Origin of the sequence: Mycolicibacterium alvei (assembly GCF_010727325.1) — a bacterium.
In the GTDB taxonomy this organism is placed as follows: Bacteria; Actinomycetota; Actinomycetes; order Mycobacteriales; family Mycobacteriaceae; genus Mycobacterium; species Mycobacterium alvei.
In genome coordinates this window covers 4,846,157-4,859,394 of sequence record NZ_AP022565.1, presented here as the reverse complement: position 1 = coordinate 4,859,394, position 13,238 = coordinate 4,846,157, and the positions used below count along the sequence as shown (strand labels likewise).

General features: G+C 66.1%; 18 protein-coding genes. 8 read left to right on the top strand and 10 right to left on the bottom strand.

Annotated features, from left to right (window positions below; genetic code table 11):
- The first annotated feature begins 9 nt into the window (after nt 1-9).
- Nucleotides 10-441: a redox-sensitive transcriptional activator SoxR gene (soxR, locus tag G6N44_RS23210; protein WP_163668110.1), complete on the top strand. Its 432-nt coding sequence runs from the start codon at nt 10-12 to the stop codon at nt 439-441.
- 34 nt (nt 442-475) lie between these two features.
- Entirely contained in the window at nt 476-1,072 is a 597-nt protein-coding gene (locus G6N44_RS23205; RefSeq protein ID WP_163668108.1) for an alpha-ketoglutarate-dependent dioxygenase AlkB, read from the top strand.
- 19 nt (nt 1,073-1,091) lie between these two features.
- Here G6N44_RS23205 and G6N44_RS23200 read toward each other — a convergent pair whose 3' ends face one another.
- Both G6N44_RS23200 and G6N44_RS23195 read right to left on the bottom strand, forming a co-directional pair.
- Nucleotides 1,092-1,769 (bottom strand): DUF5642 family protein, encoded by a 678-nt coding sequence (locus tag G6N44_RS23200; protein ID WP_163668106.1) that lies wholly within the window; start codon nt 1,767-1,769, stop codon nt 1,092-1,094.
- 29 nt (nt 1,770-1,798) lie between these two features.
- Nucleotides 1,799-2,479, bottom strand: coding sequence for a DUF5642 family protein (locus tag G6N44_RS23195; protein ID WP_235682854.1), 681 nt, complete (start codon nt 2,477-2,479; stop codon nt 1,799-1,801).
- A 109-nt stretch (nt 2,480-2,588) separates the two neighbouring features.
- Between G6N44_RS23195 and G6N44_RS23190 the strand changes: the two genes are divergently transcribed.
- On the top strand, nt 2,589-2,840 hold the full coding sequence (locus tag G6N44_RS23190) for a hypothetical protein (protein ID WP_235682853.1): 252 nt from the start codon (nt 2,589-2,591) through the stop codon (nt 2,838-2,840).
- A 149-nt stretch (nt 2,841-2,989) separates the two neighbouring features.
- Entirely contained in the window at nt 2,990-3,685 is a 696-nt protein-coding gene (locus tag G6N44_RS23185; protein WP_163668102.1) for an envelope biogenesis lipoprotein LpqN, read from the top strand.
- Here the strand turns inward: G6N44_RS23185 and G6N44_RS23180 are convergent.
- Genes G6N44_RS23180 through G6N44_RS23165 form a run of 4 tightly spaced genes read right to left on the bottom strand, consistent with a single transcriptional unit; the run spans nt 3,675 to nt 6,752 of the window.
- Nucleotides 3,675-4,481: a shikimate 5-dehydrogenase gene (locus G6N44_RS23180; RefSeq protein WP_235682852.1), complete on the bottom strand. Its 807-nt coding sequence runs from the start codon at nt 4,479-4,481 to the stop codon at nt 3,675-3,677. The genes G6N44_RS23185 and G6N44_RS23180 overlap by 11 nt on opposite strands.
- Before the next feature lie 47 nt (nt 4,482-4,528).
- Nucleotides 4,529-5,530, bottom strand: a complete 1,002-nt coding sequence (locus tag G6N44_RS23175) for an acetyltransferase Pat (RefSeq protein ID WP_163668100.1) — start codon at nt 5,528-5,530, stop codon at nt 4,529-4,531.
- 32 nt (nt 5,531-5,562) lie between these two features.
- The gene (gene modA / locus G6N44_RS23170) at nt 5,563-6,348 is read right to left on the bottom strand and encodes a molybdate ABC transporter substrate-binding protein (RefSeq protein ID WP_163668098.1); all 786 of its coding nucleotides are present in this window, start codon (nt 6,346-6,348) and stop codon (nt 5,563-5,565) included.
- The gene (locus tag G6N44_RS23165) at nt 6,345-6,752 is read right to left on the bottom strand and encodes a TOBE domain-containing protein (RefSeq protein WP_163668096.1); all 408 of its coding nucleotides are present in this window, start codon (nt 6,750-6,752) and stop codon (nt 6,345-6,347) included. Before G6N44_RS23165 ends, modA begins: the two co-directional genes overlap by 4 nt.
- Before the next feature lie 144 nt (nt 6,753-6,896).
- Here G6N44_RS23165 and G6N44_RS23160 point away from each other — a divergent pair, with 144 nt between their 5' ends.
- Nucleotides 6,897-8,354, top strand: coding sequence for an aldehyde dehydrogenase family protein (locus tag G6N44_RS23160; RefSeq protein ID WP_163668094.1), 1,458 nt, complete (start codon nt 6,897-6,899; stop codon nt 8,352-8,354).
- Nucleotides 8,355-8,370: 16 nt separating this feature from the next.
- Here G6N44_RS23160 and G6N44_RS23155 read toward each other — a convergent pair whose 3' ends face one another.
- From G6N44_RS23155 to G6N44_RS23145, 3 genes are all read right to left on the bottom strand, one after another.
- Complete coding sequence (locus G6N44_RS23155) at nt 8,371-8,925, bottom strand: hypothetical protein (protein ID WP_163668092.1); 555 nt, start codon at nt 8,923-8,925, stop codon at nt 8,371-8,373.
- A complete protein-coding gene (locus tag G6N44_RS23150) occupies nt 8,922-9,137 on the bottom strand; it encodes a hypothetical protein (RefSeq protein ID WP_235682851.1) in 216 nt (71 codons plus the stop codon). Before G6N44_RS23150 ends, G6N44_RS23155 begins: the two co-directional genes overlap by 4 nt.
- A 199-nt stretch (nt 9,138-9,336) precedes the next feature.
- Complete coding sequence (locus G6N44_RS23145) at nt 9,337-10,074, bottom strand: SDR family NAD(P)-dependent oxidoreductase (protein ID WP_163668088.1); 738 nt, start codon at nt 10,072-10,074, stop codon at nt 9,337-9,339.
- Between the two features lie 154 nt (nt 10,075-10,228).
- Between G6N44_RS23145 and G6N44_RS23140 the strand changes: the two genes are divergently transcribed.
- A complete protein-coding gene (locus G6N44_RS23140) occupies nt 10,229-11,041 on the top strand; it encodes an enoyl-CoA hydratase/isomerase family protein (RefSeq protein ID WP_163668086.1) in 813 nt (270 codons plus the stop codon).
- 17 nt (nt 11,042-11,058) lie between these two features.
- Here G6N44_RS23140 and G6N44_RS23135 read toward each other — a convergent pair whose 3' ends face one another.
- Nucleotides 11,059-11,673, bottom strand: coding sequence for a TetR/AcrR family transcriptional regulator (locus G6N44_RS23135; RefSeq protein WP_163668084.1), 615 nt, complete (start codon nt 11,671-11,673; stop codon nt 11,059-11,061).
- Between the two features lie 129 nt (nt 11,674-11,802).
- Here G6N44_RS23135 and G6N44_RS23130 point away from each other — a divergent pair, with 129 nt between their 5' ends.
- Both G6N44_RS23130 and G6N44_RS23125 read left to right on the top strand, forming a co-directional pair.
- Complete coding sequence (locus G6N44_RS23130; protein ID WP_163668082.1) at nt 11,803-12,411, top strand: TetR/AcrR family transcriptional regulator; 609 nt, start codon at nt 11,803-11,805, stop codon at nt 12,409-12,411.
- A complete protein-coding gene (locus G6N44_RS23125) occupies nt 12,408-13,232 on the top strand; it encodes a hypothetical protein (protein WP_163668080.1) in 825 nt (274 codons plus the stop codon). Before G6N44_RS23130 ends, G6N44_RS23125 begins: the two co-directional genes overlap by 4 nt.
- The last annotated feature ends 6 nt before the right edge of the window (nt 13,233-13,238 follow it).

Here is a 13,238-nt window from a genome sequence, read left to right as displayed (position 1 = left end):
TTGAGGTGTATGGAGACGCACGAGTTAACTCCTGGCGAGATGGCCCAGCGCAGCGGCGTGGCGGTGTCCGCACTCCACTTCTATGAGCGCGAGGGCCTGATCGCCAGTCGCCGGACCTCGGGAAACCAGCGGCGCTACGCACGCGAGACGCTGCGCCGCGTGGCATTCATCCGGATGTCGCAACGCCTGGGCATTCCACTGGCCCGGATCCGCGAGGCACTGGCCGGCCTGCCCCCCGACCGGGTCCCGACCAGCAAGGACTGGGCCAAGCTGTCGGCCGGCTGGCGCCAGGACCTCGATGACCGCATCCTGCACCTACAACGGTTGCGCGACAACCTGACCGGCTGCATCGGCTGCGGCTGCCTGAGCCTCAAAACATGCCTGCTGACCAACCCCGGCGATGTGCTCGCCGAACGTGGCCCCGGGGCCTCCCGCCTCTAACCCAGTCGAACGTCTGTGCGATACACTCGCGCGCATGGAGCTGGCGTTGCAAGGCTCACTGTTCGAGCACGCGGAGCGTCGTCGACTCGGCAATGATGCCTGGGTGGAGCTGCGCTCGGGCTGGTTGCCCGATGCCGACTCGCTGTTCGAGGAGTTGATGGACGGGATCCCGTGGCAGTCCGAGGAACGCGAGATGTACGACCGCGTGGTGGCGGTACCGCGGCTGGTCAGCTTCCACCATCTGATCAACGAGGCGGTGCCGCACCCCCGGCTCAAGCAGATCCGGCGCAGGCTCAACGACACCTTCGGCGGGGAACTCGGCGAACCGTTCACCACCGCGGGCCTGTGTCTGTACCGCGACGGCAATGACAGCGTCGCCTGGCACGGCGACACCATCGGCCGCAGCCGCACCGAGGACACCATGGTGGCCATCATCGGGCTCGGTGCGACAAGGGTTTTCGCGCTGCGTCCCCGCGGCGGCGGTCACGCGCTGCGGTTACAGCACCGCCACGGCGACCTGCTGGTGATGGGTGGGTCGTGTCAGCGCACCTGGGAGCATTCGATACCGAAGACCACCAGCCTGGTCGGACCGCGCATCAGCATCCAGTTCCGCCCGCACGACGTGCGCTGAGGGGCGGTCGGCCACCGGGCTAGCCTCTGACGCTGGCGACCGCGGCGCTCAGCAGGTCGCGGGCCCGCTTGTCGTCCACCGGAGCAACCGGCTTGTTCGGCTCCACCAGCGGGTTGGCCGTGACGATCACCGTGAACGTGTCGAAACTGGCGACGTAGTTGTACAACTCACCGGTGCGTTGCTGGCCACCCATCGCGGTCTGCACGATGCGGTGCGTTCCCGTCGTGCGTGCCCCGTCGATCTGCGGCGCCTCGACCACATCCACCTGTCCACGAATCCCGGGGCCCAGGAACTTCACCTGCTTGCACTCATCGCCGGGAACGTTCAGCGGGACCGGCTCCGAGGTCTCCAGTGCCATCACGATGAACCGGTTACCCGCGCCTTCGGCCGTGGTGGCCGCCACGTTGCCTTGCAGCCCCTCGGGCAGGGACTGGCCCTCGGCGAACTTCGCGCAATCGGCGGGTTCGACCTTCACCCCGGGTGGCATCTTGTGCGGCGCCAGCTTTTTCGGGTCGATGCCGGCCGGGGCGACGTCGGTGACCTTGAATTCCGGCCCGAAGCTGGAGCGCACCTTGGCGACGTTGGCGATGTCCGCGTCAGCGGAGGTCGACTGGTCCGATTGACCGCAGGCGACCAATCCGGTGGCGCAGGCAACGACGACACCTGCGGTGGCGAGTAAGACGTTACGGTTCTCCATCGCTGGTTAACATACCTGGGACGACCGACTCAGCCGCGTAGCGCCGAAACCGATTTCACCAACAGGTCGGCGGCGAATGCGGGATCGAGGGCGGGATTCGGTGAGCCGGGATCGGTGACGACGCTGACGAACACGTGATACCCGCCGACCAGATCCGCCGTGAATGTGTCGGCGTGGGATCGGGTCTCGGTGCCGCCTTCGACGACCGTGGTGACAGCGGTGGACGTGCCGTCGGTCACCGCATCGTCGATCGGCGGGGCCATGACGGCGGTGACGGTCCCGACGGAATGCCCGCCCGACACACTCCACTGCTCACACCGTGGTTCGCTGCGATCCGCGGGTACACCCGGCCCGAGCTTGACCACGCCGGCGTACACGATGCCGCCCGGCCCCGACGCCGACCAACCTCGGGTCGGCTCGACCTCGCGGGCGGCCAATGCAGCGCAGGCCGCGGGGTCGGCCCGCCAGTCCGGCCCGAATCCCCACAGCGACACCGGGGTCGCACGAGGGTCGATGGCCACCACTTCATAGCCGGGCGGCAGGTCCTGGCGCACCCGGTCGATCCGGGCCGGGTTCACCGTGGCGACATTGCGGGAGGCCTGGGGCCCCGACGATGTCGGTGTCGGTTCGGGCGCGGGCTGCAGCCCGCAGGCCACCCCGCAGGCCAGCGTGCACACCAGGAGAACCGTCGCGACGGCGAAAAGGCGCACGGCGTGTTGATACCACAGCCCTGGTTTGCTGTCGAGGGTCGTCGCAGGGAATACGACAAGTGTTGCGATACAGCGGAATTTAATCGAGGCAGGAGTGGTTGGCACCAGCATGTACGGACTGACGGGAGCTGTGCTCGCCGGTGCCGCATTGTCGGCCCTCGCCCTGAATTTTCCCGCCCCGACCCTGGCCGCCCCGTCAGGGGTCGGGTCCGCGCAGGACACCGCCGACGACTTGGAGCGTCAGGGTTTCGACGTCGTCATCTACCGGGCCGGCACGGAAGCGCTCGATCGCTGCACCGTCTCATCGGTACGGCCGGCGCAGGTTCTGCGGCAGACGGTGTATCTGTCCGCAATCTGCTGAGATTGTCCCTTCCGGCAACATCGCCGAACACTTCCCTGCGCAAAGAGATGGCATCCCGGGAGCGGGGCATCTGCCAGCTAATATCCAGAAAAGCGTTTATCGTGCAGATGAGTTGCGCCTCGCCGGGGCGTCCAACCGATTGGAGACCGATGACCACCTCTATGCGGGCCGGTGGGATCGCTGTCGCTGTCGTCTCACTCGGGGTCGCACTCGCCGGCTGCGGTGACAAGACGGTATCCGGCACCGCCACCGAGGCGACCGGGAGCAGCGAGACAAGCACCGCGCCAACCAAGACCGAGGACACGCGCACACCCACGGCCGGGCACCAGTACACGATCGTGGACTACATCCGCGACAACAAAATCACTGAAGCCCCGGTGCACCGGGGCGATCCGGGCACCCCCACAATGGACCTGCCGATTCCCGACGGCTGGGCGGACGCGACCTCGTCAGCTCCCGAATGGGCTTGGGGTGCAATCGTATCCACCGATCCAGCGTTCGCAGACGACCCGCCGTCGATCATCGCGTTGATGTCCAGACTCACCGGAGATGTCGACCCGGCCAAGATCCTGGAGTACGCACCGAACGAGATCCGGAACCTGCCGGGTTACCAGAACCAGGGTGACGGCTCAGCAGGAGAGTTGAGCGGGTTCGACTCCTACCAGATCGGTGGCACCTACGTGAAGGACGGCGCCACCCGGTTGATCGCCCAGAAGACCGTGGTGATCCCCGGGTCGGACGGGCTGTTTGTGTTGCAGTTCAACGCCGATGGCACCGAGGATCAGATGGGTCCACTGATGGATGCCACCTCGGCGATCGACGACCAGACGGTCATCACACCGTAGGCGCCTGCCGCGAGAAGGCCGACGCCGCAGCCACCTGCTCAGGCGCCGGGCGCACTCCCGTGTAACGCTCGAATTGTTCGGCGGCTTGCAGTGCGATCACCTCGGCGCCGGTGATGACCGGCAGCCCCGCCGCCCGGGCCGCGGTGATCAACGGGGTTTCGGCCGGCATCGCCACGACGTCGACGACTGCGCGGGCTGCCTCGATGGTCGCGGGCTCGAATGCGCTCCGATGCTCGTCGGGACCATCGGCCATCCCGATCGGGGTGACGTTGACCAGGATGGGTGCGGTCAACGCGCCGACCTGCGGCGCAAAGCCGTAGCCGAGCATCCCGGCCAGTTCACGCCCGGCTTCCATATTGCGCGCGATGACAGTTCCGTTACGGAAACCCTTGTCCCGCAAGGCTGCACCGACGGCCTTGGCCATGCCGCCACTGCCGCGGATCAGCACCGCATCACTCGGGTCCAACCGATCGACGAGTTCCTGCACCGCCAGGTAGTCGGTGTTGGAGGCGACCAGGCGACCGCCGGGCACCGACAGGTCGTTGACGATTGTGTTGACCGCATCGATGGCCAGTGCCGACGGTTCGACCTCGTCGACGAGGTCCATGACGGCCTTCTTGAACGGCATCGACACCGAACAACCACGGATGCCCAACGCCCGCACCCCGCCGATGGCCGCGGCGATATCGGTTGTGGTGAAAGCCTTGTAGAGGAAATCCAGGCCGAGTTGATCGTAGAGATAGTTGTGGAACCGGGTGCCGATGTTGCTGGGCCGTGCCGCCAGCGAGATGCACACGAGCGTGTCTTTGGTCAATGGCGGCCGGCGGCCACTTATCGGTGACCTCACTGGTTCACCGACCGGATCACCTGCCGGGTCACGTCCTTGATCTTCGCCGCCAGTTCAGGGTCCAGGCTCAGCGTGTCGACGGCGGGCACCGGGACGTCGGTGAGCACCACGCCGAGATCCTCGCGCTCCCACACCGCACCGAGCCGGTCCAGGATGCGCCGCATCGCATAGTTCTCACTCAGCACCCGTGCGGTAAAACGTTCAATCCCAAGGTAATCCGCAGATACCACCAGGGCATCCAGCAGAAAGGTCCCGATACCACGGCCCTGATAGTCGTCGCCGACGGTGAATGCCACCTCGGCGGTCGTCGCATGGTGACCCTCGCGGACCACACGGGCGTCGGCGACGACCGGGCCCAACTCGCCCTCGGTCATCACCCAGACGAAGTGATCGGCGTAGTCAACCTCGAAGAGATACTCCAACAGCGCCTTCGTCGGCTTACGCACGGATTGGAAACGCCGGTAGAGGGTTTCACTGGAGAACTCGACCGGCCCGTTCATGGTGCGCTCGACGTCGCCGGGCAGTACCGGGCGCAGATAGAACCAGTCGCCGTTTTTCACCTGCACCGGGATCGGCGTGATGGCCGAGGCCAGCCGCTGGCGCGCGATGCGCACCAGACGATCGAACATCCCGGGCATTTGCAGGAGGAACTCGAAGGCCGCGCGGTCACCGACCCAGCCCGTCACCGGCTCGATGGCCGTCACGGTGGCCGTGCGCGGCGCATCGCGTAGCAACGCGATCTCCCCGACGATCATCCCGGGCTCCAACTCGGCGACGACGTCCGGGCCGTCGGGCCCATCGTGGGTCACCTGGGTGCGCCCGGAGGCGATCAGCATGAACTTCAGGGCCGTGTCGTCCTGATGGATCAGGACCTCACCTGCCGGGGCCGACAACGGCCGCAGCAGGGCGGTCAACGGCGCCAGCGCCGACGGACGGCATCCGGCGAAGAATTCCAGTGCCGCCAGGTCGTCGGCACTGATCTCGCTCGGATCGGCCACGCCATCAGGCTACGGCGCTACCGCAGGCCCGGTCAGGGCTTGGCGAATCCCGCTTTCGCGAGCGCCTTTTGGCCGGCCTCACCGGTGACCAGGTCGACGAAGCGGTGCGCCAACTCGGCCTTCTCGGAGTCTTTGAGCACCGCGATGGGATAGGTGTTGACGGCCTGCGAGGCCTCGGGGAACGCCACGGCAGTGACCTTGTCCCCGGCTCCGGCGGCGTCGGTGACATAGACCAGGCCGGCGTCGGCCTGCCCGCTGGTCACCTTGCCGAGCACGTCGGTGACCGAGGGCTCCTCACTCACCGGGGACAGTGTGACCCCGGTGGCCTTCTCGACCTTTTCGGTGGCACCACCACACGGCACCGGTGGTGCGCACACCACGACGCTGGTTCCCGGCTTGGCCAGATCGGCGAAAGTCCTGATTTCCTTGGGGTTTCCGGGGGCGACGGCAATGGTCAGGGTGTTGGTGGCGAAGTTGACCGGGCCGCCCTCGACGAGACCCGCGACCACCGCCTTGTCCATGTTCCGGGTATCGGCCGAGGCGAATACGTCGGCGTCGGCGCCCTGCGTGAGCTGGGTGACCAGGTCCGAGGATCCGGCGAACGAGAACTCCACCGTGCTGCCCGGGTTGTCGGTCTCGAACTGCCCGCCGATCTCGGTGAATGCCGATTTCAGGGAGGCCGCGGCGAACACCGTGATCGAGCCGCCCTGGGCTGCACTCGAGGGTTCCGGGGTGTTCTCGGCCGAGGTGCAGCCACCGATCAAGGCTGTGGCGGCGAACGCACCGATGGCCAGGGCGCACATCCGGGCTCGGGTCATGACTGTCCTTTCGGAGTTTCCACGATGACGGTCGTGGCCTTGACCACCGCGACCGCGATGCTTCCGGGGGCCAGGCCGAGCTCACGTACCGACTGGCTGCTCATCAGCGACACCACGGTGAACGGGCCGCATTGCATCTCCACCTGGGCCATCACCTCGTCGGCGACGACGTTGGTGACCAGCCCGGCGAAGCGATTGCGGGCCGAACTGCCGATTCCGAGCGGATCCTTGGGCGCCGCAGCGGCGTTGGCGCGTGCGAACGCCGCCAGCGCCGCCCCGTCGACCACCTTGCGGCCGGAGCCGTCGAGATGGGCCGGCAGCGATCCGTCGTCGATCCAGCGCCGCACGGTGTCGTCACTGACCCCGAGCAGTTCGGCGGCCTCGCGGACCCGGATATCTGGCATCGCGTCAGCGTATCGACACCGCAGGCGTCCAACAACCGCAAATACCGAGTGATTGCGACATTGCATCCGCAGGTGCGGGTCTTGACCGCCAGCCCGCCAAATGCTAAGCAAGTGCTCAGCATTTGTGACGACGAAGGGAACCGCATGGCGCTGCAGACAGTTCTGGACGACCTCCGCAACCGACCCGGTACCGGCGAGGTGATTCCGGTCATCGACCCGGCGACCGAGGAGCAGGTCACCGAGTTCCGCGACTGCGGACCCGAGGCGGTCGACACTGCCGTCGCCGCCGCGAAAGCCGCCTACCAGTCCGGGGTCTGGACTGACATCCCGGCCCGCCAGCGTGCCAAGGTGCTGTGGAAGCTCGGCGATCTGATCGATGAGCACGCCAAGGAATTCGCCGAGCTGGAATCGCTGGACGCCGGGATGCCGCCGATGCAGGCCGAGATGATCGTCTCGACCTGTGCGGAGTTCTTCCGCTACTACGCGGGCTGGTGTACCAAGCTCAACGGCAGCAGCTACCAGGTGCAGATGGAAGGGGGCGTCAACAGCAATTACTCCAACCTGCACGCCTACACCACCAAAGAGCCGTACGGCGTGGTGGGCCTGATCTATCCGTGGAACGGCCCGCTGTTCAATGCCTGCGCCAAGATCGCCCCGGCTCTCGCCGCCGGCTGCTCCAGTGTCGTCAAGCCGGCCGAGGAGACCCCGTTGTCGGCCGTCTTGCTGGAGCGGCTCATCGGCGAGGCCGGCGTCCCCGACGGGGTGGCCAACTTCGTGATCGGTTACGGCGCCACCGCGGGCGCCGCGATCACCGCGCACCCCGATGTCGAGAAGGTCGCCTTCACCGGCTCCACCGAGGTCGGCAAGCAGATCATGCGGGACTCGGCGGACAACTTGAAGAAGGTGACCCTGGAGCTGGGCGGTAAGTCCCCGGTGCTGATCTATTCCGATGCCGACCTCGACATGGCAATCATGATGGCCTCGATGGGCATCTTCGTGCACTCCGGGCAGGGCTGCGTGTGCGGATCACGAATCTTCGTGCAGCGCAGCGTCTATGAGCGTGTCGTCCAAGGCATCTCGATGATCGGCGAGAACCTGGTGCTCGGCGGCCCCAAGGACGAGGGCGCCATGATCAGCCCGCTGGTCAGCCAGAAGCAGCTCGACCGCGTGCTGGGATACATCGACCAGGGCAAGCGCGACGGTGCCGAAATCGTTTCCGGTGGTTACCGATTGGACCGTAAGGGCTACTTCGTCAAGCCCACCGTGGTCACCAACGTCGACCCCGCCACCAGCCGCCTGTACAAGGAGGAGATCTTCGGACCCGTCGTCACCATCCTGCCGTTCGACGACGACGACGAGGCCATCGCGATGGCCAACGACACCGGCTACGGCCTGGCCGCCACGGTCTGGACCACCAACCTGGCCCGCGCACACAGCCTGGGCAAGCGCCTGCAGGCCGGCATGGTGGGGCTGAACTGCCAGTTGACGTTCGACCACAACGTGCCGTTCGGCGGCTACAAGCAGTCGGGCATCGGCAAGGAGTTCGGTTACGAGGGCATCGACGCCTATCTGAAGACCAAGTCGATCTGGGCCCAGCTGTAGCCGAACAACCCTACGGTCACACCGAGAACCGGATGGCGGCGAGCTCGAGGGCCTTGCCCTCGAGCCGCTGCCCCAGGTAGATCTCGGCCTGCATGAGCCGCTCGCAGTGCCACCGGATGTCCTCGGCGTGCTCTCGCGACGCCACGTAGCGCGTCGCCATGGTCGTCACGTCGATGCGGCGGGTGTCGCGCACCTTCAGATCCTCGGAAACCCGGAAATCCTCCTCTTCGGCGGCGGCGATGGCGTCGAGCACCTGCTCCACGGCCAGCCGGATGTCCCGGCAGCCGTTCTCGGCGATCTCAGAGGCCTCCCGCTGAATGTCGCCCTGCCTGCGGACCACCACGGCATCTGCGCTGACCCGCTCCCCCGCGGCTTCACTGGCGTCCCCGGACCACTCGGCACCACCCGGCGCGTGCACGTTCTGCCGGTGCCACTCGAACAGTGCTTCCGACTCGGCAGCCAATTGTCGCCAGCGCGCGGCAGCGTCTGCGAGATATGTTGTGTCCCAGTCTTCTAGCTGAGACCGGGTCAGCGCTCCACCAGGCTGACCCGCGTCGGGCAGATCATTCACATCAACTCCGCCAGGCCCCCGGCGTGTTGGTCGTCGACGGCGGCGTATTGCAGCGCAGCCGCAGACAGGTGTCCCGCCTGCGCGCTGACGCGCCCCGACTGGGAGGTTCGCGCGGTGATCACCGCGTCGTCCATCGCCGAGACGCCGGTGCTACTCGGGTAGCCCCCGGCATCGGGACGGGCATGCGATACCCCCAATTCGGCAGCGATCATCTCGCTGCTAGTGGCCCCCGCCCGAAGCGCCCCCGGGTCCACTCTCAGATCGTTTGCCATAGCAATCCCCCAACTGGCCAATCTGCTCCCCGAGGCTAACCGAACTGGCTGGGTTGAGCCCAGGGGCTGAGCAAGTATGCCACTGCGAACTGGCATCGACCAAGGGCGGGTTCCACGTGCGTCGGTCACCGATTGGTCATCAGCCGGCCATCGTCAAGCCCCCACTGACACTGAGGACTTGGCCAGTAATGAAGCTGGCATCGTCGGATGCGAAGAAGAGCACGGCCTTGGCGACCTCCTCCGGTTCCGCGAGCCGGCGGAACGGGATGGCCCTGATCAGCCCCTCACGGACCTTGTCGGGAAGCGAATGGAACAGCGGCGTGTCTGTCGGTCCAGGGCAAACACAGTTGACGTTGATCTGATGACGGGCCATCTCGCGTGCCAGCGACTTGGTGAAGGCGATCACCCCACCCTTGGTGCCGGCGTACACCGTCTCCCCCAGACTGCCCACCCGCCCTGCATCACTGGCAATGTTGACGATCTTTGCCGTATCTCCCGCGGCGAGGATCGCTTCGAGAAACGCGTGGGTGAGCCGGACGGGTCCGAGGAAGTTGACTGCGACCAACGACTGCCAGAGTGCGTCGTCGTTGGACATGAACGGCTCGACCCGGTCGAAGCCGGCGGCATTGACGATGACGCCGGGCGGTCCGTGTGCCGCCACTACCTCGTCGCGCAGTGTGCTCACCGCCTTCGGGTCGGCGAGATCGACCACGTAGGCGGTCGCCGTCGCACAGTTCTGCACGGTCTGCGCCAGGCCCGCTTCGTTGCGGTCGATTGCCGCCACGGTGGCGCCGTCCTCGGCCAGGGCGATCGCGATGGCCCGGCCGATCCCCGAGGCCGCACCCGTCACAACGGCCACTTTGTTCTCGAATCGCACTATCCGACCTCCCGATCTGCGGTGATGTGGACGCTACGGCCACTATCGGCCGACAGATCCAGAAAATCAACCGTTCGGTCGATAATTGACTTATGTGGTCGGAAAACCGTAGCTTCGGTTGAACCGCTAGCGCGCAACAGGAGGGACGCCCCCCATGGATTTCTCTGAGTACCAGCAGCTGACACTGACCCGCCGGGACAACGGTGTCCTACTGATCACGCTGAACCGGCCGGAGAAGTACAACGCCGCCGACGAGGGCATGCACACCGAACTGACCAACATCTGGAAGGACGTCGCCGCCGACCCGCAGACCCGGGTCGCGGTGATCACCGGGGCCGGCAAGGCCTTCAGCGCGGGCGGCGATCTGGCCATGGTCGAACGGATGGCCGGTGACTACGACCGGGTGTCTCACATGCTCGGCGAAATGGGCGATCTGGTCTACAACATGATCAACTGCGACAAGCCGATCGTGTCCGCGATCAACGGCGTCGCAGTCGGAGCCGGAGCCGTGGCCGCGCTGCTGGCAGACATCGCGATCATCGCCGAGGACGCCCGGATCGGCGACGGACACGTCAAACTCGGCGTGGCCGCAGGCGACCATGCCGCCATCATCTGGCCACTGCTGGCCGGCACGGCCAAGGCGAAGTACTACCTGATGACCGGCGAGATGATCGGCGGCCTCGAGGCCGAGCGTATCGGAATGGTCGCCAAAGCCCTTCCGCGCGAGGAAGTTCTGAACGAGGCGCTGCGGGTCGCCGACAATCTGGCGATCGGCGCCCAGCAGGCGATCCGGCTGACCAAGCGGGCGCTCAACAACTGGCTGCGCAATGCGGGACCGATCTTCGACCAGTCCGCTGCCTACGAGATGCTGACCTTCCTCGGACCGGACGTGGTGGAGGGCTATACCGCTCTGCGGGAAAAGCGCGCGCCGCGCTTCCCGTCGGCGCAGCCGCAGCAGGGCGGCTGACCGCAGCCGGATAGCGGTCAGTAGAACAGGCACAGGGCACGGTCGACGATCGCGGCACGCAGTTGCGCGCGGTCGTCGTCGTGCATCCCCGGTCCGATCCAGATCGAGGACTGGTTGAGAATGCCGTGCAGGCACTGCAAAGCGACATTGATGTCGGGACAGGTGAATTCACCCTCGGCCACACCGCGCTGCACCACCTTGCGGAATACCGCGTCGTGGCGGCGCCGCATGTCCTTCATCGGCTCGTCGAAAACCGACGGCCAGCCCCGCGGCCAGGAGAACACCGCGGCCACCTCGGGCGCGGTCTCGGTGAGGATGCGGATCTGCTCATCGATCAGGGCCGCCAGGTGATCACGAGCACCGACTTTTCCGAGGGCGTCCGCACGGGCCTCTAGCCGCTGCAACACTTCCTCGGTCAGGGTCTCCAGCGCAGCGGCAACCAGGGCATCCTTGGACGAAAAGTAGTGGTAGAGCGTGGCCTTGGCGATGTCGGTCCGCTCGGCGACATCTTCCAGGCTCATGCCCTGATAGCCGGATTCGGTGAGGATGCGGGTGGCCGTCTTGACGATCTCGGCCTTGCGTCGGTCGCGACGGCGCGCCACCCGACTGGAGCCCGCGGCCCGATCCTCCACGGCCTCATCCTAGCCCGGCGCGGTCGGCTACTCGACCGCATGGACGAACTGCACGTCGACACCCCGGGCGCCAATTTCGCTGACACTCGTCATTGACGACTGTCAGCAAAGGCGCGTACGGTGACCGCCATGAAGTCACCACCGGCGCCAGCCGTGGCTGAATCACCGGCCGGTGGCGTCCGGGAGGCGCGCCGGCTCGAAACCCGAGCGCGCCTGTTCGACGCTGCGCTGGCAGAGATTTCGCACCGCGGGTTGGCCGCGGCCGACGTCAGCGCGATCGCGGCCGCGGCGGGTGTCGCAAGGGGAACGTTCTACTTCCATTTCCCCACGAAAGAGCACGTTCTCATCGAGGCGGAGCGCAACGAGGAGACCCGGATCGTCCGCGAACTCGGTAACCCCAAGGGCGATCTCGAGTCGGTACTCACGCAGGTCGTCCGTCACGTCCTCACTGCTGAACGCCGATTGGGCGGAGCGGTTTTCCGGGACATGCTCGGACTGCATTTCTCCTCGACGCGTCCGGTCGAAGACGAGTTGGCGCAGCATCCGCTCGCGGAGTTTCTGATCGGGGTGATCAGCCGGGCCCAAAGAGCAGGGCAGGTGTCGCCTGACCGCGACGCGGGCGAACTCGCGACGTTCTTCCTCACCGGGCTGTTCGCCTTGCTGGCCACCGGGGTTTTCGACGCTGCACTGCTGAGCCGTTATGTCACAACGATTGTCAAAGGGATGGAGAACCGATGAATCGCACAGGCATCGAGGGCTACCGGGATTTCCTGGCCAGGCGTGACGGCGAAGCGGACCTGCTCAACAGGAAGTTGGCGAATCGGGAGCGATTCTTCGCCGAACTGGAGGAAAATCCCGTCCGCTCAGTCCATCCCGCCGACCGGACGGTCTTCCTTCGCAATCTCCGCCGCCGACGGCCGGAACCTGGCCTGGACCGCAAGATGCTGTTTCTGCTGGCGACCGCCAAACTCAATCAGGCAGAACGGTTCGGCGTGGGGCTCGGCGAAACTTACGGACGCAACAGCGACGAGAATCTGCCGCCTGAGAACGTCTACCTCGAACTCGAAGAGCACTATCACACCCGGCTGCTGGCATACGCGCTCGACGTCTTCGACCTGACCTTCCAGGTGGTCCCGCCGCCATTCGTGATGCGCCAGTTCGTCAAGACCGGCGTATTCCTCCCCCAACGGCTCGGCTTCATGTTCGTCGGGGCCGCAGAAATGGCCGGCTGCATCATGTTTGACGAACTGCGCCGTGCCGGCGCCGAACTCTTCGCCGACGAACCTCAAGTGGCCGAACGGATCGAACTGCTCTACAGCGAAATCCTCACCGATGAGATCGGCCATGTCGGCTACTGCGCGTCCCGCTGTACATCGGCCGAACGGGCGGTCATGCGCCGGGTTTACCCGCTCATCGGACGGCTCTTCGCCCGCCAAACCGCCGAAATCAGTCTGCTGATCGACCCCAAGGCGTTGCACGCACGCCTGGATCGGCCCTTCGATGTCGAGGAACTGACGGCCGGGCTCGACAACGAGACGTACCTCGTCACGCACCCGTGAGGCGAG